Annotated in this window: 19 protein-coding genes and 1 tRNA gene; 10 read left to right on the forward strand and 10 right to left on the reverse strand. The window is 37.8% G+C overall.

Annotation, left to right across the window (positions count from 1 at the left end; all coding sequences use genetic code 11):
- Nucleotides 1–966, reverse strand: coding sequence for a tryptophan 2,3-dioxygenase family protein (locus RIB54_RS08865; protein ID WP_350100561.1), 966 nt, complete (start codon nucleotides 964–966; stop codon nucleotides 1–3).
- An 88-nt stretch (nucleotides 967–1054) separates the two neighbouring features.
- On the opposite strand from RIB54_RS08865, the gene RIB54_RS08870 reads away from it, so the two are divergent.
- Together RIB54_RS08870 and RIB54_RS08875 are read left to right on the forward strand one after the other, a co-directional pair.
- Nucleotides 1055–2251 carry an acyl-CoA dehydrogenase family protein gene (locus RIB54_RS08870; RefSeq protein WP_350100562.1) on the forward strand — a complete coding sequence of 399 codons (1197 nt, stop codon included), beginning with the start codon at nucleotides 1055–1057 and terminating at the stop codon, nucleotides 2249–2251.
- Nucleotides 2252–2372: 121 nt separating this feature from the next.
- The gene (locus RIB54_RS08875) at nucleotides 2373–2924 is read left to right on the forward strand and encodes a hypothetical protein (protein ID WP_350100564.1); all 552 of its coding nucleotides are present in this window, start codon (nucleotides 2373–2375) and stop codon (nucleotides 2922–2924) included.
- On the opposite strand, the gene RIB54_RS08880 is transcribed toward RIB54_RS08875, so the two are convergent.
- The 4 genes from RIB54_RS08880 to RIB54_RS08895 all read right to left on the reverse strand — a co-directional run bounded on the left by RIB54_RS08880 (nucleotide 2921) and on the right by RIB54_RS08895 (nucleotide 5828).
- Nucleotides 2921–3577: a DUF1573 domain-containing protein gene (locus tag RIB54_RS08880; RefSeq protein WP_350100565.1), complete on the reverse strand. Its 657-nt coding sequence runs from the start codon at nucleotides 3575–3577 to the stop codon at nucleotides 2921–2923. The genes RIB54_RS08875 and RIB54_RS08880 overlap by 4 nt on opposite strands.
- A gap of 2 nt (nucleotides 3578–3579) precedes the next feature.
- Nucleotides 3580–3720 carry a hypothetical protein gene (locus RIB54_RS08885; protein ID WP_350100566.1) on the reverse strand — a complete coding sequence of 47 codons (141 nt, stop codon included), beginning with the start codon at nucleotides 3718–3720 and terminating at the stop codon, nucleotides 3580–3582.
- A gap of 231 nt (nucleotides 3721–3951) precedes the next feature.
- A complete protein-coding gene (locus RIB54_RS08890; RefSeq protein ID WP_350100567.1) occupies nucleotides 3952–4632 on the reverse strand; it encodes an imm11 family protein in 681 nt (226 codons plus the stop codon).
- A 113-nt stretch (nucleotides 4633–4745) separates the two neighbouring features.
- Entirely contained in the window at nucleotides 4746–5828 is a 1083-nt protein-coding gene (locus RIB54_RS08895) for a DUF1573 domain-containing protein (protein ID WP_350100569.1), read from the reverse strand.
- A gap of 136 nt (nucleotides 5829–5964) precedes the next feature.
- Here RIB54_RS08895 and trpS point away from each other — a divergent pair, with 136 nt between their 5' ends.
- Complete coding sequence (trpS, locus tag RIB54_RS08900) at nucleotides 5965–6933, forward strand: tryptophan--tRNA ligase (RefSeq protein WP_350100570.1); 969 nt, start codon at nucleotides 5965–5967, stop codon at nucleotides 6931–6933.
- A gap of 7 nt (nucleotides 6934–6940) precedes the next feature.
- Here trpS and RIB54_RS08905 read toward each other — a convergent pair whose 3' ends face one another.
- The gene (locus tag RIB54_RS08905; RefSeq protein ID WP_350064288.1) at nucleotides 6941–7345 is read right to left on the reverse strand and encodes a hypothetical protein; all 405 of its coding nucleotides are present in this window, start codon (nucleotides 7343–7345) and stop codon (nucleotides 6941–6943) included.
- A gap of 140 nt (nucleotides 7346–7485) precedes the next feature.
- On the opposite strand from RIB54_RS08905, the gene hppD reads away from it, so the two are divergent.
- From hppD to RIB54_RS08925, 4 genes are all read left to right on the forward strand, one after another.
- Nucleotides 7486–8580: a 4-hydroxyphenylpyruvate dioxygenase gene (hppD, locus tag RIB54_RS08910; protein WP_350100572.1), complete on the forward strand. Its 1095-nt coding sequence runs from the start codon at nucleotides 7486–7488 to the stop codon at nucleotides 8578–8580.
- A gap of 2 nt (nucleotides 8581–8582) precedes the next feature.
- Nucleotides 8583–10304 (forward strand): phospho-sugar mutase, encoded by a 1722-nt coding sequence (locus RIB54_RS08915; protein ID WP_350100573.1) that lies wholly within the window; start codon nucleotides 8583–8585, stop codon nucleotides 10302–10304.
- Between the two features lie 76 nt (nucleotides 10305–10380).
- Nucleotides 10381–11697 (forward strand): tRNA (N(6)-L-threonylcarbamoyladenosine(37)-C(2))-methylthiotransferase MtaB, encoded by a 1317-nt coding sequence (gene mtaB / locus RIB54_RS08920; RefSeq protein ID WP_350100574.1) that lies wholly within the window; start codon nucleotides 10381–10383, stop codon nucleotides 11695–11697.
- Nucleotides 11697–12149 carry a peroxiredoxin gene (locus tag RIB54_RS08925; protein WP_350100575.1) on the forward strand — a complete coding sequence of 151 codons (453 nt, stop codon included), beginning with the start codon at nucleotides 11697–11699 and terminating at the stop codon, nucleotides 12147–12149. Before mtaB ends, RIB54_RS08925 begins: the two co-directional genes overlap by 1 nt.
- On the opposite strand, the gene RIB54_RS08930 is transcribed toward RIB54_RS08925, so the two are convergent.
- The gene (locus RIB54_RS08930; protein WP_350064278.1) at nucleotides 12146–12796 is read right to left on the reverse strand and encodes an ABC transporter ATP-binding protein; all 651 of its coding nucleotides are present in this window, start codon (nucleotides 12794–12796) and stop codon (nucleotides 12146–12148) included. The genes RIB54_RS08925 and RIB54_RS08930 overlap by 4 nt on opposite strands.
- A gap of 113 nt (nucleotides 12797–12909) precedes the next feature.
- On the opposite strand from RIB54_RS08930, the gene sucC reads away from it, so the two are divergent.
- The 3 genes from sucC to RIB54_RS08945 all read left to right on the forward strand — a co-directional run bounded on the left by sucC (nucleotide 12910) and on the right by RIB54_RS08945 (nucleotide 15198).
- A complete protein-coding gene (sucC, locus tag RIB54_RS08935; protein WP_350064276.1) occupies nucleotides 12910–14121 on the forward strand; it encodes an ADP-forming succinate--CoA ligase subunit beta in 1212 nt (403 codons plus the stop codon).
- Between the two features lie 15 nt (nucleotides 14122–14136).
- A tRNA-Arg gene (locus RIB54_RS08940) sits at nucleotides 14137–14210 on the forward strand.
- Nucleotides 14211–14343: 133 nt separating this feature from the next.
- Nucleotides 14344–15198 carry a DUF6089 family protein gene (locus tag RIB54_RS08945; protein WP_350100576.1) on the forward strand — a complete coding sequence of 285 codons (855 nt, stop codon included), beginning with the start codon at nucleotides 14344–14346 and terminating at the stop codon, nucleotides 15196–15198.
- On the opposite strand, the gene RIB54_RS08950 is transcribed toward RIB54_RS08945, so the two are convergent.
- The 3 genes from RIB54_RS08950 to RIB54_RS08960 are packed head-to-tail and all read right to left on the reverse strand — an operon-like array spanning nucleotide 15195 to nucleotide 22583.
- Nucleotides 15195–17024, reverse strand: coding sequence for a polysaccharide biosynthesis protein (locus RIB54_RS08950; protein WP_350100577.1), 1830 nt, complete (start codon nucleotides 17022–17024; stop codon nucleotides 15195–15197). The genes RIB54_RS08945 and RIB54_RS08950 overlap by 4 nt on opposite strands.
- A gap of 55 nt (nucleotides 17025–17079) precedes the next feature.
- Nucleotides 17080–17253: a hypothetical protein gene (locus tag RIB54_RS08955; RefSeq protein ID WP_350100578.1), complete on the reverse strand. Its 174-nt coding sequence runs from the start codon at nucleotides 17251–17253 to the stop codon at nucleotides 17080–17082.
- Nucleotides 17253–22583 (reverse strand): T9SS type A sorting domain-containing protein, encoded by a 5331-nt coding sequence (locus RIB54_RS08960; RefSeq protein ID WP_350100579.1) that lies wholly within the window; start codon nucleotides 22581–22583, stop codon nucleotides 17253–17255. The genes RIB54_RS08955 and RIB54_RS08960 overlap by 1 nt, the downstream gene beginning before the upstream one ends.
- Nucleotides 22584–22635: the final 52 nt, after the last annotated feature.

A 22635-nucleotide genomic window follows, 5' to 3' on the forward strand; every position in this document is an offset into this window, starting at 1 on the left:
CTATTGCTTTTGAAATACTTCCTTCAGCACCCATGACTTGCCCCACTCGGTACGTTCTTCTTCAGTCCACAGAGATGGAAAAAACATGATCTTTTGAAATCTAGGTGGTAAGTATTTTTGCCAGTTAGTGCCTCCTGTGGCGGCAATATCTTCAGGGTCTCTTTGCAGATACCTTACCGCAGATTTATAATGGGCTAATGGCCAATAGACATTGGCATAGGCATCATAAGCTCTCAATTCATCAATAATTTCAGCATTGGCAATTGCTCCAAAGTGCTTTTCATAAATTCTTAGCAAGTTAGCTTCTTTAAAAGCCTTTGCCCTATGCAGGAACTTGCTATTATACTTTTCTTCAAATTGACGCAAAGTCAGGGTCTTTTTACCAGAAGCTAGTTCTGTAGCACCACTTCGCCAATATATTTTTTCTATTAATTCCTCAGTAGGGGTTTCGTTTGAAAATGTTGCTCTTGAAACCGGGTCGGTCAGGTTAATCAAATCAGTAGAGCTAATCTCTATAAGGCGATACTGTGCCGACTGAAAGCCACTAGCCGGCAAGAGCGACATTCTGAATTTAAGGAATTGGTCTTTGTCCATGCCCTCAACCATTACCGAAAAGGAATTTTCAAGTATTTTAAAGTACCCATTAATCCTCTTAAGCCTGCTTAGAAAGAACTCCTTATTGATATTTTCATGTTCGGCTATCTGATCTATCTCCCAAAGTATCAGCTTAAAAAACAACTCGGTATGCTGATGATAAGTAATGAATATCATCTCATCCTTCATTCCCGTTTTGGGCGTTTGAAGACTCAAAAGTGTATCCAGATGTATGTAATCCCAATAGGTAAGATAGTCGCTATAGAGCAATCCATCTAAGTAAGAAGACAGGTCCTGACCCATTACTTCATACTTCTCTTCCAGTTTCTTTATCTGCTCTACAATTTTTGGGTCAATTTCTGACTTATTCATGGACGTTTTACAATATATGTTTTAACCTTGCGTAAATTTGAATTTTAAATACGAATAACCCAAATTTCAACATATACAAACGTTTGCAATGGCCACAAATAAAAAATCTTCTGCCGATATGTTTGAGTCTCCGGACTTCTACAACTTAGACGAGTTACTTACAGAAGAACATCTGTTAATTAGAAGTTCAATAAGGGATTTTGTCAAAAAAGAGATCACGCCATATATTGAAGATTGGTGTGAAAAAGCCCACTTTCCTTATGAGATTGTTAAAAAGTTTGGAGATGTGGGTGCATTCGGCCCTACGGTACCTGAGCAATATGGTGGCGGTGGGTTAGACTATATTTCTTATGGTCTGATCATGCAGGAAATTGAAAGAGGTGACTCTGGTATGAGATCAACAGCATCGGTTCAAGGCTCTTTAGTAATGTACCCTATTTACAAGTTCGGGTCAGAAGAACAGAAAATGAAGTTTTTGCCCAAATTAGCCTCAGGCGAATTCTTGGGTTGCTTTGGACTTACTGAGCCTGATCACGGTTCTAACCCAAGTGGTATGGTCACGAACTTTAAAGACATGGGAGACCATTACCTTTTGAATGGTGCCAAAATGTGGATTTCAAACTCACCAAAAGCTGATATTGCAGTAGTATGGGCTAAAAACGAAGAGGGAAGAATTCATGGACTTATTGTAGAAAGAGGGATGGAAGGTTTTACTACACCTGAAACCCATGGCAAATGGTCACTAAGGGCAAGCTGCACTGGCGAATTGGTATTTGATAATGTAAAAGTTCCCAAAGAGAATTTGCTGCCGGGCAAAAGTGGACTGGGTGCACCAATGATGTGCCTTGACTCTGCAAGATATGGTATTGCGTGGGGAGCTATTGGTGCGGCTATGGATTGTTACGATTCAGCAAGAAGATATGCAGGAGAAAGAATACAGTTCGGAAAGCCAATTGCTTCATTTCAGTTAATTCAGAAAAAGCTTTCTGAAATGCTTACTGAGATTACCAAAGCTCAGTTGCTAAACTGGAAATTAGGTAAAATGATGGACGCTGGTACCGCCACAACCCCACAAATATCTATGGCCAAAAGAAACTCTGTGGAAATGGCTTTGAAAATTGCCAGAGAAGCAAGACAGATACATGGAGGAATGGGCATTACTGGTGAATATCCGATGATGCGCCACATGATGAACCTGGAGTCTGTTGTGACTTATGAAGGTACTCATGACATCCACCTGCTTATATTAGGTGCTGATATTACAGGCATTCCTGCATTTCAATAAGAACCATTTAATCATCTAAAAAAAGGTCTGCTATTTGCAGACCTTTTTCGTTTAGCTTGATGTTTAATTTGATAATCGTTTTGGAATCTATATTTTCATCTTTTCAAAACAAAACCAAAACATGAAAAGAATCTATTTATTGGCATTGCCATTGATGCTAGCAACAGCAGTCAGTTGCTCTAATCAATCAAAAGAAGAAACCAAAACGGAAGAAACAGTAGAGAGTGTAACCGAAGCTACTGCAGAGCCTGTTGAAATTGAAGGATTTAAAACAATAGAGAATCTCGCTGCTTCTGTGGTTAAATCTTTAAAAGAAAGGGACTATGATGGCTATTACAGTCACGTAATGTCTGAAGAAATGGAAATGACACAAGCGGCCAAAATTACTGACAGCACTATTAGAAAGGAGTTTCTACATGAATATGGCTTTAGTCTCCATGAAGAAAAAGAGTACTTTGATAATCTGCTTCATTATTATGATACTAAAAACATTGACTTAAATAAAGTAGTACTTGCCGATATGGACTACACTGAGTATAAAGGTGGCGAATATCACCCTTTAGAATTATATGAAGTGTTTGTGCCTATCGAAATGGACTATGAATTACTGATTGACTTTACGGTAATTAAAGTTGAGGATCAATTTTATCTGACTTCTGAACTTGGTATTTAGTCTTGAATATAAGCCTTAATAGTTATCCTCTGTGCCGAAGACCTTGGATCATTGGAGTAAAGGGTAATCGACTTTTGTTGATTGCCTCTTCTTCCTTCTGGGTTAAACACCACATCTAGCTTTGCTTCTTGTCCAGGCTTAATTATTTCAGTAGATAAAACTCCAGTCACACAAGCACAGTTAGGGCTGATTTTCTTGATGATTAAATCGCTATTGCCTGTATTCTTCACAACAAATATATATTTCGATTCCTTTTCATTACTCACCCTTCCAAAATCGTGCACCGCATTCTCTATTTTTAATCGCGGCACTTCAGAGAGCTCTTCTGGAGGAATGGGGCCAAAGTAATCTTCTATAGTGGCATAAACTGTCAACTCTTTAACCTCGCCCTCTGGTTCGTTGGTCTGAAAGGAAATCCTGTCATTCATAAAACCATAATCATTTTTTATTGCCGCATCATAGGTAACGACAAGGTTTCCTGCCGTTTTGGCGGGCAAAGTCATTGGTTCAAATGAAATTTTAATATGATCAGGGGCTACATACTCATCTGAAAATATAATATCCGAATCAGTCTGATTGTAGATTTCATATTTCTCAACTGCTGCCGGCTTGTTCATATACACCTTACCCAGATTAACAGACGGATATTTCATTCTTATCCCTCCCGTTCGGCTTCACTAAGTATAAACCCACTGGATTTATCAGCTTGCATCATACCGTAAACTAATTGAATGAATCGGTCATCAGCTTTGCTCATGTATTCTTGAAGTTCTTTTCGTATCGTTGCGGCACTCATAAATTTCGGATTATTACGTAATCGTAAATATAACATTTTCATACTTACTTTTGGTTTCAAATTTATCCTTAACGTATCAAGCCCTATTTCGTGTCTTCACGAAATAAAACTGAAGTGATAGTAAGATAACTGTAATATGAAAATGGCTTGTGAGGACGCGTGCCTAGGCAAGGCATAATCCTCCCTATTCATAACTTACACCATGCCAAGCATGGCGGGAACACATAGTGACTAATTAGTTCGTGTATATACTTTAATATCATCTTTAAATTTCACGCCTGTCATCTCATTTTCTTCAATAGCTAATTTTAGCTTTTCCGAAACAAATAGCCCTCCTACGCGAGTCCGAAACAAATCCAAAGAGTCGTCAAAATTCTGAGATAATGCTAATGTCTTAACTTGTGTAATTCCGTTAAAACTTCGCATCTCATTCTCATCTCGAAATGAATGCTCAATTTCTGGATTATTTCCAAAGCCCCCAGATTTAAAAATTGAATTCTCAAAATCAATTACGGCCCAATTTTGTGCAGATGAATAAAACATTTGAAATGAATCATCTAAGTTGTCTTCAAATGAGTCATATACTCGTGATTGAAAAAATTTATGCTCTTGAATCTTATAATTCTTAAATAGTTCTCGAGTCTCATTATTAACCAAAAAAAGGCAATTATTAAGGTTCGGGCTAAAACTAATAAAGTTTGTTTTCTTAGCTGATTTTAATTTTTTAAAATAAAACTCGACCTTCTGAGAAGTAATATTCCGATTTTCTTCAGACGAATTGGTTATAAAAAATGATTCAATGAGCTCATATGTTTTTTTGCTATATGCACCTTTATCTAGCTCTATTTGATAAATCCCATTCTTAACACCTATTACCTTAGGATTCCAATCCAATCTTAGGTTGTAATACATATCTAAAATTTAAAATATTGGTTTAATGTACCCCTTGCTAGCGCTCGTCTGTGACGAGTGACCATTACTACCTATCATCAGCACTCGTACAACGAGCGCTAGATGGAGGAAAATTATTCCCCAATATAAGCTTTTATGGTAATTCGCTGAGCTGACGACCTTGGGTCATTTGAATATAGGGTAATTGACTTTTGTTGGTTGCCCCTTCTGCCTTCCGGATTAAAGATTACTTCGAGGCTCGCTTCGGCACCTGGCTTTATGGTTTCACTTGACATCTCCCCTGTCACACAAGTACAATTAGGGCTCACCTTCTTAACAATCAGGTCATCCTTTCCTGTATTTCTAATTACAAACTCATGCTTTGATACTTTGTCATTACTGACTCTTCCAAAATCGTGCACCCCATTCTCTATTTTTAATCGCGGTACTTCAGAGAGCTCTTCTGGTGGAATAGGGCCAAAATAGTCTTCAATTGTCGCATACACAGTCAGTTCTTTAACCTTACCTTCAGCCTCATCGGTTTGAAAAGATATCCTGTCATTCATAAAACCATAATCATTTTTTAAAGCAGCATCATACGTGACAACAAGATTACCAATGGCCTTAGAAGAAAGTGTTTTAGGCTCAAATGAAATTTTAATATGCTCAGGAGCTACATATTCATCTGAAAATGTGATGTCACCATCAGTTTGGTTATACACCTCATACTTCATCACGGCAGCAGGCTTGTTCATATAAACCTTACCCAAATTAACTGATGGGTATTTCATGCGAATACCTCCCATTTCAGTTCTAAGCTTCTCTTCTACAGTTAATATTTTGGGCTCTACTTCTCCCCTAATGTAAAGTCTTAGGGTTTCCCCCAATGATGTTGTTATTGTAAGGCTTTTATTAAATACTCCCGGCCTGTTTCTTGGATTGTATTGTGCCTGAATATACCCTGTGTTTCCAGGAGCAATCGAATCACGAGTCCATGCAGGGGTGGTACATCCACAAGATGCCTTAACATTTAAAATACGTATAGGCTCCTGACTATTATTGGTAAAATTAAATTCGTGGGTAACAGGTCCGTCTATCTCTTTTACCTTTCCAAAGTCAAATGACTTCTCTGAAAAGGAAATGGGCTCGACTTGCTGGGCTTCGAGAGTTGAGGTAAATGATGAAAATACTATTAATGCTAAAATTAAAAATCTCATAATCATAATATTATACTTCAAAACTATTGAAAGCAAAGTTTAATCCTAAATGAATGTAAGCAATTAACAATCCTTTAACGGTTTTAAACTTCTTCTATTTAAGAGTAATTCACTTTATTTGCACAAAATCATAACTATGGCAAGAATACTTACAGGAATACAGAGCAGTGGGCGAGCACATTTAGGAAATCTATTAGGCGCCATACTTCCGGCCATTGAACTGTCAAGGGATGTGAAGAATGAGTGTCTGTTTTTTATTGCGGACCTGCATTCACTTACCACTATTAAAGATGCTGAGCAGCGTAAAAATAATATCAATGCCACAGCGGCAGCATGGCTGGCTTGTGGTTTTGACACAAGCAAAAACATCTTTTACAGGCAATCCAAAATTCCTGAAGTATGTGAATTGACATGGTATTTGAGCTGTTTCACTCCTTTTCCCATGTTGGCCAATGCCCATTCTTTTAAAGATAAGTCAGATAAGCTTGCAGATGTGAATGCGGGGTTATTCACCTATCCTGTGCTCATGACGGCTGACATTATTATGTATGATGCCGAATTTGTTCCTGTTGGTAAAGATCAAAAGCAACATCTTGAGATGGCAAAAGATATTGCCAGTTCATTCAACCATCAGTATGGGGACACTTTTGTCTTACCAGAGCCAAAAATTGATGAGCAAGTAATGACAATACCCGGCACTGATGGTCAAAAAATGAGCAAATCTTATGGCAATATCATAGACATCTTCCTTGCTGATAAACCACTTAGAAAACAAGTGATGTCAATAGTTACGGACAGCACTCCACTTGAAGAGCCAAAAGACCCTGACACTTGTAATGTGTTTAAGATATATCAGCTTTTAGGAACTGACGCTCAGATAAAGCAAATGAGAAATAACTACACGGGCGGCAACTATGGTTATGGTCATGCCAAGCAGGCGCTTTATGAGTTGATAGTTGAAAAGTTCAGTAAAGAAAGAACTGCATTTAACGAATACATCAATAATCCGGATTTAATTGATGCGAAATTAAAGGAGGGCGAGGAAAAGGCCAGACTAATTGCCAGGGAAGTGCTAGGGCGCGTAAGGGAAAAGCTGGGTTACTAAACCCAGCTTATTCAGCTTTCCAAACCACCTCTCTCTGATTCGTATCTATCATAAGCTCTATCCTCGTTGGGTTGGGAAGAATAACCAGTTTGGTTTCTTCAGAGGCATAGTCATCAACCTCTACATATACTCCATCTGCAATAGTTACGATGTAATCATTTCCTTCCCTCTTTGCAGATCTGGGTAAATATGCTATTGGCAACAACACATCAGTATCAGGGCAAAACTCATCATGAACTTCATGTAGTGCCTCTTCGAGGTAAGTGCCATAGTCTTGCATTAATGCATCCTCTTTATCATGGAGTGATTCTTCCAAATCATCATAATCAGGGCTGCTATAATCTATACCCGCAAGGGCAATTTTATTATCTAGTATGGCTATAATATCCTGGTTGAGCTTATCTATATTCATGACAATTTACTATCTGATTCTGAGAACTTTAATTTCTATTCTGGTCGCAAAATAAACGATTGAAATTGATATTATACAATGAAATAATTTTTTATCGAATACCTAAACATTATTTTTGACAATTTAAAATTAATAATGATATGCAAGAAGATTTTCTCCCATTAAAAGGTACAGATCACATCGAGTTTTATGTAGGTAACGCCAAACAATCGTCCCTATATTATCAAAATGCATTTGGTTATAAATTGATAGCTTATGCAGGTCCGGAAACTGGAATTAGAGACCGTGTGAGTTATGTCTTGGTTCAAGATAAAATCAGGTTAGTACTAACTTCATCATTAGTTCCTGATTCAGAAATAAATGATCACGTAAGAAAGCATGGCGATGGTGTAAAAGTATTAGCCCTTTGGGTTGATGATGCCAGAAGTGCCTTTGAAGAAACAACCAAGCGTGGAGCTGAAGTTGCCTTTGAGCCTAAAGTTATAAAAGATGATAATGGTGAAGTTGTTATTGCAGCTATCAAAACTTATGGAGATACAATCCATACTTTTGTTGAACGCAAGAATTATAAAGGAGCATTCCTTCCTGGCTTTCAGCCTAAATCAACAGAACTGGAAGTGGAGCCAATAGGCTTAAAATATGTTGATCATTGTGTGGGCAACGTTGGCTGGGGAGAAATGAATAAGTGGGTTAAGTTCTATGAAGATGTTATGGGATTCAAGCTGCTGATTACTTTTGATGATAAAGACATCAGCACAGAATATACAGCTTTAATGTCTAAAGTGGTTTCTAATGGGAATGGCTATATTAAATTCCCGATCAACGAACCTGCTGAAGGTAAAAAGAAGTCGCAGATAGAGGAGTATATTGATTTCTATAAAGGTTCTGGGGTTCAGCATATTGCTATTGCAACTGATGACATAGTACATACTGTATCTGAATTAAGAAAAAGAGGTGTTGACTTCCTTGTTGTTCCTGATACTTATTATGATGATCTTCTGGACAGGGTTGGAGAAATTGATGAAGATTTGGAGCCACTCAAAAAACTAAATATTCTTGTTGACAGGGATGATGAAGGCTACCTACTTCAAATCTTTACCAAGCCTGTACAAGATAGGCCAACATTATTTTATGAGATCATCCAAAGAAAAGGCGCTAAATCATTTGGAAAAGGAAACTTTAAAGCCCTATTTGAGGCAATAGAAAGAGAACAAGAACTAAGAGGAAATTTATAAGAATGACAAGAGACGTTTTTCAGGTAGCTGATCAGTGGATTGCCAGTGGCATTGATGCTGAAACTCAGGCAGAAATAGAGGCCTTAAAAAAAGATAAAAATGCCTTAACTGAGGCATTTTATAAGGATCTTGAATTTGGTACTGGAGGTTTGAGAGGAATCATGGGTGTTGGTTCAAACCGAATGAACAAATACACCATAGGCATGGCCACTCAAGGACTTGCTAACTACTTGAAAAGGAGCTTTCCTAATGAGCAAATTAAAGTTGCAATAGCCTGTGACAGCAGAAACAACAGTCAAAAATTTGCCCAAATTGTTGCAGATGTTTTTTCTGCCAATGATTTCAAAGTCTATTTGTTTGAATCTTTAAGACCCACTCCAGAACTGTCTTTTACTATCAGGGAGCTTAACTGCCATAGTGGTGTAGTATTAACAGCTTCTCATAACCCTAAAGAATATAATGGTTATAAAGCATACTGGAATGATGGTGCCCAGCTTATAGCTCCTCATGACAAAAACGTGATAAAAGAGGTGCAGTCCATCAGTGGCCCAGGTGATGTAAATTTCAAAAGCAACCCTGAACTGATTGAATTGATTGGTGAAGAAATTGATAAAAAATACCTTGCAGAGATAAAGAAGATTTCACTGTCTCCTGATGCTATTAAGGCTAAGCATGATATTAAAATAGTCTATTCACCAATTCATGGAACTGGTTATAAAATGGTCCCTGAATGTCTTAAGAATGTTGGTTTTACCAACGTCCATGTTGTGAAATCACAAAGTACTCCTGACGGCAACTTCCCTACTGTGGTTTATCCAAATCCAGAGGAACGTGAAGCGCTAAAACTCGCAATTGAGAAGGCTAAAGAACTAGGTGCTGAACTAGTACTAGCTACCGACCCAGATTCAGATAGAGTTGGAATTGCCATCAAATCTAATGACGGTGATTTTACATTGTTAAATGGAAATCAGACTGGTAGTTTATTAGTGTATTATGTACTTAGAAGATGGGAGGAGCTAGGAAAATATAAAGGCAATGAGTGTGTTATTAAGACCATAGTTACCACAGGACTAATCAATGATATTGCCGCTCACTACAAAGTTAAATCTTATGACACGTTAACTGGATTTAAGTTTATTGCTAATTTAATAAAACAGCTAAAAGGTAAAGAGCAATTCATCATTGGAGGTGAAGAAAGCTACGGGTATTTAATTGGTGATTTTGTGCGAGACAAAGATGCCATTTCTTCATGCGCGATGATTGCAGAAATGTGTGCATTTGCGGCTCACAATGGTCAATCTCTACATGATCTTCTTGTTGAAATGTATGTTAAATTTGGTTTTTATAAGGAGAAGCTGATTTCCATTACTAAAAAAGGTATGCAGGGCGAGCAGGAAATTGCACAAATGATGACTGACTTTAGAAATACTCCTCCTACTCAGTTTGCTGGTTCAAAGGTAATTGAGGTGATTGACTACCAATTAGGTGTTAAAAAGGATTTGGACTCAAATACTGAAGAAGCTATAGATTATCCAAAATCCAATGTATTGCAGTTTATAACCGAAGATGGCTATAAAATTTCAGCGCGGCCATCAGGCACCGAACCAAAAATCAAATTTTACTTGAGTGCTAATACAAAGCTTAATAAAGCAGAAGATTATGATGCAAAGAACAGTGAACTTGATGGTTTACTTAGTAAAATAGAAGCTGACTTGAACTTGTAACTATTTAGGATGAAAGTAAAGAACAATCACTCTGTTTTCATCCTGAACTGATAATTGAGTAGCTTTGCACCCTGTTATGAAAAAGGTTGCTTTCTATACATTAGGCTGTAAATTAAACTTCTCAGAGACATCTTCTATATCAAGAATGTTTGAAGATAAGGGCTACAAAAAAGTAGAGTTTACTGATACGCCCGATATTTTCATAATCAACACTTGCTCTGTCACCGAAAACGCTGACAAGAAGTGTAAAAAAATTGTAAGGGAAGCCCGAAAGATATCAAACAATGCTTATGTAGCCATAATAGGCTGTTATGCCCAGCTTAAGCCAAAAGAAATTTCAGAAATACCAGGTGTAGATGCTGTATTAGGAGCTGCCGAAAAATTTCAGCTTATCGATTTACTCGATGGTTTCGTAAGGCCTGAACAGCCCAAAGTACTTGCTTCGGATATTGAGGTGGCCACCGGTTTCAATAATGCTTTTTCCATTAACGATCGTACCAGAACTTTTCTAAAAGTACAGGATGGCTGTGATTATAGCTGCACCTTCTGCACCATTCCATTGGCAAGAGGGAATAGCAGAAGCAATACTATTGAAAATATTATAAAACAGGCAGAAGAAATAGTTGATTCTGGTGTAAAAGAAATAGTACTAACAGGAGTAAATACTGGCGATTTCGGCATTAGGAATGGCAAGCGTGAAGATCGATTTATTGATTTGGCACGGGAGCTAGATAAAATCAACGGCCTGGAAAGAATCAGGATTTCATCTATTGAGCCCAATCTATTGACTGATGAGGTTATTGAATTTGTGGCCCAGTCAAACAAGTTTGTGCCTCATTTTCATATTCCTTTGCAATCAGGTTCAGATAATATTCTGAAAGCAATGAAAAGGCGCTATTTGTCAGATCTCTATGTATCAAGGGTCAATAAGATAAAATCGCTTATGCCCCATTGTTGTATAGGTGTAGATGTAATTGTAGGATTTCCAGGAGAGACTGAAGAGGAATTTCTAAAAACCTACAATTTTCTTAATGAGTTAGATGTCTCCTACTTACACGTATTTACTTATTCTGAACGTGCCAACACCCCTGCAGCTGAAATGGATGACGTGATCCCTCTTAAAGAGCGAAATAAAAGGTCTAAAATGCTTCGTTCTTTATCAGAAAAGAAAAGGCGGTACTTTTATGAACAACATTTAAATACAATTCAGGAAGTGCTTTTTGAAGATGATGTTGAGAATGGAATGATGCACGGCTTTACCAAAAATTATATTAGGGTAGCTGCCAAATATGATCCTGTATTAATAAATGAAATTAAACAATTGGCTCTAAAGGAGATTGATCATAATGGTCACGTCACTGCTGAAGAGTTGACTGAAATCCTAACCCATTAATGGCTCTATCCAAAGGCACCAAAGCACCAGATTTTTCCTTACCAAGTACTGACGGCACTCAATTTAAGTTGTCCGATCACCATAATGAGCCTCTATTGATTTATTTCTATCCATTAGATTTCACCCCAGGGTGTACCAAAGAAGCCTGCTCATTTCGGGATAATTTTGAGTTCTTCAAAAATGCAGATATCAAAGTATATGGAATAAGCACAGACAGCATTGAAAAGCATCTCAAGTTTAAAGAGAAGCATAAACTGCCATTTGACCTACTATCAGATCAAAGCAAGAAAGTTTCTAAGCTTTATGATGCGGTTATTCCTTTTGTTGGCATCTCAAAAAGAGTTACCTACTTGCTGGATGCCAATCATACCATAGTTGGTGTTTATGATAATCTGTTTGGGTATGAAAAACACATTGAAGAAATGATAAAACAAGTGAATAAAAATAATTAAACTATCACACCATCTTTCATTTCTATTTTCCTGTCAGCCATTTCAGCCAATTCCTCATTATGGGTTACAATGACAAAAGTTTGTCCAAACTCATCTCTTAGTTTGAAGAATAGGTCATGAAGTTCTCTGGCATTGGCAGAGTCAAGATTACCACTTGGCTCATCAGCAAAAACGATCGATGGATTGTTTATTAGTGCCCTGGCCACTGCCACCCTCTGTTGTTCCCCTCCTGATAGTTGTGATGGCTTATGATTGTACCTGTCCTTCAGCCCTAATATATCCAATAATTCCTTTGCCCTTCCTTCTACAATCTTCCGATCTGTATTACCAATATAGCCCGGAATGCAGACATTTTCCAATGCGGTAAATTCTGGAAATAAGTTATGAAACTGAAAAATGAACCCTATGTTTTTGTTTCTGAATTTGCCTCTTGCCGATTGCGATAGTTTAATAATGTTGACACCATCAAACATCACAATACCGTTATCAGGATTATCTAAAGTTCCTAAAATATGTAACAGTGTGCTTTTCCCTGCACCTGATGCCCCTACAATGGAAATTATTTCATTCTTATTTACCTCAATATCTATCCCCTTCAAAACCTTTAACTCATTATAGGCTTTGGTCAAACCAGTTGCTTTTAGCATAGAATAATTTGTTAATAACAATAAATTCAAACATACTAAAAGAGATTATTAATCTAGGGTTTATCTTGAAATATAAGGCCAAATCTTCTACTTTCGTGCAAAAATTCTAAAGCATGAACATTCACGAATATCAAGCCAAAGACATACTGAAAAAGTATGGTGTAAATATCCAAAGAGGTATTGTTGCAGATAACCCTGATAAGGCATTAGCTGCAGCCAAAGAACTTAACAAAGAAACCGGCACAAGTTGGTATGTCATAAAGGCCCAGATTCACGCTGGTGGGAGAGGCAAAGGTAAAGTGAAGGAAACTGGTTCTAATGGTGTTGTTTTGGCTAAGTCACTGGACGAAGTGACAGAAAAGTCAAAAAATATCTTAAATGGTATTTTAGTTACGCATCAGACTGGAGAAGAAGGGAAAAGGGTAAATAAAGTATTGATCGCTGAAGATGTATATTACCCAGGAGAGTCAGAAATAAAGGAATTTTATTTAAGTATTCTTCTTGATAGGTCAAAAGGCTGTAACGTAATTATGGCCTCTACTGAAGGAGGTATGGATATCGAAGAAGTTGCTGAACATAGCCCAGAAAAGATCATTAAAGAATGGGTAAATCCTTCTGTTGGACTTCAAGGCTTTCAGGCCAGAAAAATTGCTTTTGCCCTTGGTCTTGAAGGAAATGCATTTAAGGAAATGGTGAAATTCATCTTTTCACTTTATAGTGCTTACGAAGCTACAGACTCTTCAATGTTTGAGATTAACCCCGTTCTTAAAACTTCTGATAATAGAATATTGGCAGTTGATGCTAAAGTTAATTTGGATGACAATGCTTTGTATAGACATAAAGATTTAGTTGAGTTAAGGGATTTGAGTGAAGAAGATCCTGCTGAAATTGAAGCTGGAAAGTCTGGTTTGAGTTATGTGAAGCTTGACGGAAATGTCGGTTGTATGGTGAACGGAGCTGGTTTAGCAATGGCTACTATGGATATTATTAAACTCTCTGGTGGTGAGCCTGCCAACTTCCTAGATGTTGGTGGAGGGGCGAATGCAGAAACTGTTGAAGCAGGCTTTAGAATCATCCTAAAAGATCCTAATGTAAAAGCTATTCTAATCAATATTTTTGGTGGTATCGTAAGATGTGACAGGGTGGCTAATGGCGTTGTTGAAGCCTACAAAAAGATAGGTAATATTGAAGTGCCAATTATCGTTAGGTTACAAGGAACAAATGCTGAAGAAGGCGCTAAAATTATAGAAGAGTCTGGGTTAAAAGTATTCTCTGCCATCCTATTAAAAGATGCAGCAGCTAAGGTAAGGGAAGTATTAAGCTAACAGTTTAATACGCAGGCATCCGTAGTTCAACTGGATAGAATACCAGATTTCGGCTCTGGGGGTTGAGGGTTCGAATCCTTCCGGATGCACATTTTTTATCGCTACTATTGGAGAAATAGTAGCGATAATTGTTTATATCGGTCTTTTTTCTTGTATTGGTTCTATATTGAGTTATATTTCAATATCTTTATTACTAATTTTAATATCCAATAATTGGAATAAATGAAAAAACTAGGGTTAATATCTTTAATAACAATATGCTCCATTCAAGCCTCAGCTCAAAGTTTTTATAACTTTGGAAGAGGACGTGATATTATCGCTAGTGTTGGTACCGGAACTACCACCTATTTTGGTGACCTGAAAGCTAACGGAGACTACTTTGATCCTAAATTTAACCTTAATGTAGGTCTTCAATATTTTTTCAACAATCGCGTTGCTGCAAGGGTTGAAGCCCAGTGGTTCTCCCTTGAAGGTGCTGATAGTGATTCGGGTGAGCCAGGAAAAATAAATAGGAATTTATCCTTTATTTCTAATAATTATGAACTTAATGCTGTTGGAATTATACAGGCCTTTCCTAACGGCACCCGTTATTACCAAAGGCCAGCTTTCAATGTCTACGGATTTGCTGGAATAGGTTTGTTATATTTCAATCCAAAAGCGGAATATCAGGGTAAAAAATATGCCTTACAACCAATACAAACTGAAGGGGTAAGTTATAGTAGGGTGACCGTTGTAATTCCTTATGGTATAGGTATTAAATATAAAGTCAATCCTTTTTTTAATATTGGACTTGAAGGGGGTTTTCGTCAAACTTTCACCGACTATCTCGATGATGTAAGTTCAACATATGTAGACAATTCCACTTTTACCGATCCAGTTCATGCCGCATTGGCTGACAGGCGTCCTGAAATTGGTCTTTCTAAACAAGAGGCTGGAAGTATCAGGGGCAATCCGGATAGAAATGACAATTACATGATTTTCAATGTTAAAGTAGAATTTTATCTTCCAGCAGATTTCTTAAGCACGGCAAAAATGAACTCCAAAAAAAGGGGTGGTCGAAAACCAAGAAGGCGTTAAGTATCCAGCACCTCGTAAACTGATCGGTTGCTTTTGTACTCTGGAACCATTTTTTTCATGGCAGAAACAAGTGCCAGGTCTGAATGCTGCGTCAGCAACCCTTCAAGTTCTTCAACACCATGTTTGATGGTTTCAAAGTTAGGCGTTGCCACTTTTGCTATTAATATTTTTTGATTGTGTGTAGGTAAGGTATTTTCCTTGTCGGCCAGAAGCTCTTCATATAGCTTCTCCCCTTTTCTCAAGCCCGTAAATATAATATCTATATCCTTAAATGGTTCATAACCCGAAAGCCTAATCATTTTTTTCGCCAAATCAATTATTTTAACCGATTTTCCCATATCAAACAGGAATATTTCACCGCCATTACCCATACAACCGGCTTCAAGGATCAATTCACAAGCCTCGCTGATGGTCATGAAATACCTGGTAATTTCAGGATGCGTTACCGTTATTGGCCCGCCCTGCTCTATTTGCCTCCTAAAAAACGGGATGACGGAACCATTTGAGCCTAATACATTTCCAAATCTGGTGGTAATAAACGATGTAGAACCTCCTTTTAACGCATTGATGGATTGAATATACATCTCTGCTATCCTTTTGGAAGCCCCCATTACATTGGTGGGGTTTACAGCCTTATCTGTTGAAACCATCACAAATTTCTCGCATTTGAATTCCACAGCCAAGTCGGCCATATTTCTGGTGCCTATGATATTACAACTTACTGCCTCTGTCGGATGTTCTTCCATTAATGGAACATGCTTATAAGCTGCCGCATGATAGATGAGTGCTGGTTCATGCTCTAAAAATATTTCCTTTACTCTTGTGTAGTTTGTAATATCAGCTACGTAAGGATAAACATTTTCTTCATTGGATAGGCCAGTAGTTAAATCATACAATGGCGACTCCGCCTGATCTAATAATATAAGCTTTTTAGGCCTGTATTTAAGTACCTGCCTTACCAACTCACTTCCAATTGACCCTGCCGCCCCGGTGATGAGTACGGTTTTTGAGCTAATCTGGTCAATAAGCTCCTTATTCATAATGCTTATTGAATCCCGCTCCAATAAGTCATCAATTTTAACTTCCTTAATTTGGTTAATACTTAGTTCTCCCTGAACCCACGTATTGAGATCGGGAACTGTTCTCACCTTAATGCCATAGTTAAGACAAGTATCCACAATCTCATTCTTGCGCTCTACGGATAGCTTATTAACAGCAATAATAAGTTCCCGAATTTCATGCTTAGCTACTACTTCGTCAAGCTTATTAAAAGCGTGAATATTAGTTCCATTAATCTCCTTGCCAACCTTGTTAACATCATCTTCAAAGAAAGCTACTACCTGATAGCCTGATCTGTAATCATCATCCAGCAAGTGCTTGGTAACAATCCCCATTTGACCGGCACCAAAAATGGCCACATTGTTCTTCTTTCTGTAAATCTTGCCGTAATAAGAAAAAATATTTTTGATGAGCAGCCTGTATTGAAATAAGAACAAGAAAGAAGCAAGAAAGGAAATGAGAATGACCGAATAGGGAATTATGTTTCTTCCTTCTGAGAAGTTATACACTATATTGCAAACCGATGATAAACTGTGAGCAATGATCAAAGTTTGAAAAACCCTTAAACCATCCTTAAGTCCTGTATAACGGACAATTCCGGCATAACTCTTGGTAAGATAAAGTGCTATCAAGCAAGCCGTAGCATTAACACCTATCCCTATCAAGGGGTTATAATTATCAATTAAATCAAACTCGAAGTTGAAACGGAGAAGATATCCAAGGGCTGTAGAAACGGCCACAATAGTAACGTCAAGAAGTATAATCACCCAACGGGGTAAAATTCTGAGCTGTAAAAGAAACTTGGTAATCAAAGTATTATTATTACTTCTTACGCATCAAACGTTTTACTCCTAATGCACCACCAGCAATGAGTAAAAGTTCTATACCTCCTATTGGCACAGGGTTATCAGGGTCTCCACCTGGATCACCAGGCTGTGATTTAACAATATTTGAAAACCCAATAAGAATGAATATTATAAAAGCCCTTCTAATCATTATTGTTTAATAAATCTATGAGTAGATAATTCATTTTCAGATTGTAATCTAATCATGTATACTCCATTAACAAAGTTATCAATATTAATTTTAAGGGTCTTCTCACCTGAGATGATCTTCATTTTTAATTTTCCTCTAGCATCATAAAACTCAACCCACTCAATCGTTCCATTACTTGACGTAATGTTTAAAATATCATTTGTTGGGTTTGGAAACAACTGAATATTTTTCCCATCTAATTCACGATCTATAGACGTTACTTCATCTACATTGAATTCTTCACCTACCGTTTCAGAACAACCATTAACATCAACTTTCAACTCATATAAACCAGAAGTGAAGATTTCTAAGGTACTGCCCGTCTGTCCTGTTAGATGCTCACCATTCAAAAACCATGAATTCCCTTCTTCATAATTTGATCTTAATAAATTATCTTCCCTGGTTATTTGAGGGGTTATAGAAGTCTTTTTGAATGTTCCAGATTGCACTAAATTGGCAGAGCATGCTTCAAGGGTTGCTAAAATTGTAATTATATTATCATTCTGCAAATCGGTCGAAAGCAAACTGAATTCCAAGGGTTGACCTGCACCAACTACAGGATCACCATACTCTTCACCATTTAAGAAAACAGCATATTCTACTCCTATTTGTGGGCTACTTATTACTACTGCTCCATTGCCATCACCACAAATATCTTCAACATCATATGATACCAGTTCATCTACTGTTATGATGTCAACCGATAGTTGATTAACTAAATTAACTTCGCAATTTCCGTTATTAGCTACTATACTTATCAAATTAGAATTGGCCAGATCATTTGAAGAAAGATCAAAATTAAGTATTGATCCATTACCTGCTTTTACTTCACCATTTTCCTGTCCATTGATTTTAAGCTGATAACCAACACCATTCTCCGAGTCAAAAAGTACTACATTGAAACTTTCACCTTGGCAGACAGTGGCTGGAGACTCTAAATTTAAACCGTCATTGAGCACTGTTTTAGATACAGTTTTGGTTTGCTCTAAAAACTCCACACAATTATTGCGGGATGCCTGAATTGAAATGTTATTGTCTTCCAATAAATCATTACTAATTACTTCAAAACTTACTTTTAGACCATTACCAAGTATTGGATCACCGTAAGCTACATCATTTAAGAATAGTTGATATTGCACATTCTCCTGAGCAGTATCAATTGTTACAAAGGCGCTTTCCTGACCACAGACGGTTTGGGTTGCTGTATAGCCAATATTTAAATTGATATCTGACTTTTCAATTTGTAATACATCATTGATTATAACATTTTCACAGCCTTCAAAACTAGCTGAAACAGAAAGTTCATTGTTACCTGAAATGAGGTCTGAAGTCAATACTACCAAATCAACATCCCCACCATTGCCTAATACACTGTATGCTGAATTTTCACCATTAATGTTAAGGTTGTAAGTTATACCTGACTGAGTGTTTTTAACAACAATTGCAGCATCTACATCCTGACAAATTTCACTCGCTGCTTCTAAAACCACTTCTTGAGAAATAAAATCCCTTTCTAATCTTAGTTCGAACCTTGTTAATCCAAAAGTAGCACTGTTATTTTCATCTACTTCAAAAACATAAGATGGATTGCTCAAAACATCCACAATTGTTGATGTATAATTATCTACAAGACTCAATGACTCTGCTGAAAGAATAGATTCCATTTGAGAAAAGGAAAGTGTGTATTCCCCTGAACTGACATCGGCTACGTTGATAGGCAGACTCAATGAGCATCCTGCATAATCAATAGCGTTGATTGCCAGATTTACACCATCACCTGCAATTGTTGTGACATCAAATATCACATTGTTGAGATTTGGAGTATCACCAAGGTCATAACCCAGAGTCGCACCTTCAATTATTTTAACAAAAGTATTATCAGTGTCAACACCATCAGACAATGATATCTGAAGAACCTCAATTGGATCAGATTTCTCTTCCCTGAAGAATGTTCCTGTTGAAGAAGTTTTTGCCAACTCATTTAATGTTAACGAAGGGCCATTAGCAGTGGTCTGAACCCAAAAAGCCTGCCCCGTTCCTATAACCCCTGCATTTAAATCCCCTGTAGAGCCGTCCCAAACCCTATACGTACCCCCTGCACCGTTATCTCGAACCTGAATACCTTGATTGACGTTGACCCTGGTACCTCCAGTACCACTCAGCACATTATCCCAATCAATTGATGATGCAAAAGGATTACCTACCAAATTCCAACCTTCATTGGCAGGGCCATTACCATCATTATTATAAGTTACATTCAAATCAATATCTGCATTATTCGCCAAGTTCACGGTGCCTGTTACGTCAATTACAGTACTTGATGCCCCCTCCCTAATGAAAGCTGCATAACCTCGGCCAACTTCTATTGTGCTACTAGCTAATGCCCCAGATGCGGGGTATGCCTCATAACCATCATCTGCCAAACCCGGTAAACTCTCGATATAACGATATAAAGAAGGGTTGGTAGAAGTGATTCCAGTGCCCGTACTTGGATCATCAAACGTTCCAGTTATCGGAAAGTCGTCACGCCATTGTTCCAAATTGGCGCCACTTACAGGGCTGGATAAATACCTGTAAATCCTTCCTTCGCCACTCAAAAACCGCTGGACTACAACGTTGCCTGTAATATTGGCTCCTGACGGCACCACCCCAATACTACCATTTCCTGTCGCACCATCTGATGTAGATACAATGGTAAGGTTGCCTCCACTGGCTATTGTTGCACCACTGGCTCCGTCAAAACTCAATCTACCTGTTAAATTCAAGGTGCCGGCTATTGTAACTGTACCTGTCGCTTTTGTAACAGCAATATTATTAAATGACGCTCCACCTGCAGCAATATTTTGATTGGCCGTTGTTCCTAAAGTAACGGTGCCTCCGTTGGCAGAAAAAGTGGCTGATGGGTCAATCTGAAGATTTCCGTTAATATTAATATTACCAGAGGGCAAAGTTAATGAAGCTCCACTTGGAACTTGTACATTAACAAATGTTGCTGTACTAGAACCATTGATCAACGATACACCATTAAAAATAACTTGGCCAGAGTATGTTGATAACGAGCCTCCATTTCTTACCCAATTACCCAAAACCGTTAACGAATTGGCACCAATCGAGAGTGAGCCACCATCTAAAGTAACATTTCCATTAACCTGTAAGGCTTGATCTAAAACAAGGGAGCCAGAGGTATTGATAGTGATATCCCCTAGCGCATCGGTGGTAAGGGCATCCGGTATTTCACTACCAGTCGTTTGACCCGCATTGGTGTAGATAACATTGTATAACGCCCCACCGGTGGTTTCAGGGCTGTCCCCCGAGAATGTTGCATTGGAATTCTTTGTTAATGTGGCGTCATTACCCATGAACAAGTTGGCGTTATTTGTCAATGTACCATTTGTAAGTACTAATGATTGAGAAACATTGAGTGTACCATTCAAGGCTAGTGTACCAGAAGATCGATTATAGGTGATATTACCAATAGTATTAAAGGTAGGGTCAAATTGCAAAGCACCCACAGCACCTGTCCCAGTAATGTTAACCGTTGACGCAGTATTTGCCAACAAATTTCCTGTACCAGATATAGTTCCGGTTAAATTCAAGGTCTGATCCCTAATATCCAGATTGCCCTGAGTAAGGTTTAAGGCTGTTCCTATGGTTACATCATCTTCAAAAACTGCCACTTCACCAGACCTATCAATCGTTAACGTTCCCAAAGAAGGTGTTGCTGAAACAAAAGGAATGACACCAATAGCACCTGAACCGTTAAACACGAGTGTTGATGTAGAATTTACCGATAATGATCCACTTCCAGAATGGGCTCCCTGTAATGTCAATGTATTACTTCCGACAGTCAAATTACCACTGGTCAAGTTCAATTCTCCTCCTAAAACCACACTACTTGCCAAGGTGACACCGTTACTGTTATTGATCTCTGTATTAACACCTGAAGTTGATGGATGCCCCGAACCTATGAATTGGGCAGTAGCCCCATTATAAACTATAGTGCACCCCGTAGCATAAGTCTGTCCACCAGTAACTCGAATTCCCCCGGCTGAACCAGAAGATTGAATTGCTCCATTAGCAGCATTTGAACCAACTCTTAACTCAGCCAAATTAGCAACATTTAGAGCTCCTGAAGTACCTAAGAAATTGTTATTTGGAACTGAAACAATAGCATTAGACATGATATTAATATTCTGGCCATCGAACAATTCATTTGTTGAAGCAGTTATTACTTGTTCAGAATTACCATTAAAATTGATGGTATAAGAACCAGAACCAAATCCAGTTGTAATATAAGAAAAGTTCGACATGGATAAATCTCCCGATATATTTACTTCTGAGCTTCCGGATCCGGCCTGAGACATATCTATAAATCCAGAATTATCGAGAGTAACACTTCCTCCAACGTTTAAGGTTGCATTCCCGGATGCTCCGGAGAGAACTAAGTAAGGAAAGTTTGAGGTTAATATTGCATTTCCCTGAATATCAAGAACATTATTAGACCCAGATTCAGAAATTAAGAAATACTCTTCAACATTCAAATCTCCTGCTACAGTAACGGTAGTGTTAGATCCTGATTGATTTAGAAAGACACCTGTAAAACCTGTATTTAAAAGATTTAAATTACCATTTACAGTAACTAACCCACCTGATAAATCTATAGCAGATGTCTGGCTCGAACAGTCCCAAGTAAAATTTCCAAAAGATTGTCCTAAATTTGTTGGGGCAACTGAATTTGAAGTATATCCGCTAACCATACATGTTGAAGAAGTATCCCAAGTACCTAATGGAATGGTACCAGCAGTTGTTGTATGCTGATGATCATATATTGAGTTTGATTCAAAAAACAATTTAGCTGTTGTAAAACCTGTCATTGTGGATTGATTATTTACTCTACCAAAAACTCTCATTCTCTTTATCAACCCTCCTGCCATAGTTAATATACCCTGATTGTTTAGAATACCACTTGCAGAAATTGTGAGTCTGTCAGAAGGCGGTCCTGCAGCAGAAATAGTTAAAGAACCTCCACTTTGGATTGTTAAAGTTCCGTTTATTGTCTCATTTGTTGTCAGAATAACTGAATGAGTATTTTGTATTTCTATCAAATTACTCAAAGAATTAGGAGCTACACTTGAAGGACTTTCTTCATAAGTTCCATTCTGATCAGCATCCCGCTCCCATATTGTAGCTGTAGACCAAGTACCACCAGATAATGTCCTGAAATTTCCAGTTTGACTGAAAGCACTTATTGTAGTGATAATTAAAAGAATTGAAAGACTGAGTCTCTTCATATAACAAAAATCCAAATTGAACTTAAAATACAAAAATAAGAATTAAAACACA

It is taken from the genome of Fulvivirga sp., assembly GCF_040218215.1.
Taxonomy (GTDB): Bacteria; Bacteroidota; Bacteroidia; order Cytophagales; family Cyclobacteriaceae; genus Fulvivirga.

What these genes read in the sequence shown, in the direction of transcription:
- RIB54_RS08865 (WP_350100561.1), bottom strand. Translation starts at nt 966, where the DNA reads ATGAATAAGTCAGAAATTGACCCAAAAATTGTAGAGCAGATAAAGAAA.
- RIB54_RS08870 (WP_350100562.1), top strand. Translation starts at nt 1,055, where the DNA reads ATGGCCACAAATAAAAAATCTTCTGCCGATATGTTTGAGTCTCCGGAC.
- RIB54_RS08875 (WP_350100564.1), top strand. Translation starts at nt 2,373, where the DNA reads ATGAAAAGAATCTATTTATTGGCATTGCCATTGATGCTAGCAACAGCA.
- RIB54_RS08880 (WP_350100565.1), bottom strand. Translation starts at nt 3,577, where the DNA reads ATGAAATATCCGTCTGTTAATCTGGGTAAGGTGTATATGAACAAGCCG.
- RIB54_RS08885 (WP_350100566.1), bottom strand. Translation starts at nt 3,720, where the DNA reads ATGAGTGCCGCAACGATACGAAAAGAACTTCAAGAATACATGAGCAAA.
- RIB54_RS08890 (WP_350100567.1), bottom strand. Translation starts at nt 4,632, where the DNA reads ATGTATTACAACCTAAGATTGGATTGGAATCCTAAGGTAATAGGTGTT.
- RIB54_RS08895 (WP_350100569.1), bottom strand. Translation starts at nt 5,828, where the DNA reads ATGAGATTTTTAATTTTAGCATTAATAGTATTTTCATCATTTACCTCA.
- trpS (WP_350100570.1), top strand. Translation starts at nt 5,965, where the DNA reads ATGGCAAGAATACTTACAGGAATACAGAGCAGTGGGCGAGCACATTTA.
- RIB54_RS08905 (WP_350064288.1), bottom strand. Translation starts at nt 7,345, where the DNA reads ATGAATATAGATAAGCTCAACCAGGATATTATAGCCATACTAGATAAT.
- hppD (WP_350100572.1), top strand. Translation starts at nt 7,486, where the DNA reads ATGCAAGAAGATTTTCTCCCATTAAAAGGTACAGATCACATCGAGTTT.
- RIB54_RS08915 (WP_350100573.1), top strand. Translation starts at nt 8,583, where the DNA reads ATGACAAGAGACGTTTTTCAGGTAGCTGATCAGTGGATTGCCAGTGGC.
- mtaB (WP_350100574.1), top strand. Translation starts at nt 10,381, where the DNA reads ATGAAAAAGGTTGCTTTCTATACATTAGGCTGTAAATTAAACTTCTCA.
- RIB54_RS08925 (WP_350100575.1), top strand. Translation starts at nt 11,697, where the DNA reads ATGGCTCTATCCAAAGGCACCAAAGCACCAGATTTTTCCTTACCAAGT.
- RIB54_RS08930 (WP_350064278.1), bottom strand. Translation starts at nt 12,796, where the DNA reads ATGCTAAAAGCAACTGGTTTGACCAAAGCCTATAATGAGTTAAAGGTT.
- sucC (WP_350064276.1), top strand. Translation starts at nt 12,910, where the DNA reads ATGAACATTCACGAATATCAAGCCAAAGACATACTGAAAAAGTATGGT.
- RIB54_RS08945 (WP_350100576.1), top strand. Translation starts at nt 14,344, where the DNA reads ATGAAAAAACTAGGGTTAATATCTTTAATAACAATATGCTCCATTCAA.
- RIB54_RS08955 (WP_350100578.1), bottom strand. Translation starts at nt 17,253, where the DNA reads ATGATTAGAAGGGCTTTTATAATATTCATTCTTATTGGGTTTTCAAAT.
- RIB54_RS08960 (WP_350100579.1), bottom strand. Translation starts at nt 22,583, where the DNA reads ATGAAGAGACTCAGTCTTTCAATTCTTTTAATTATCACTACAATAAGT.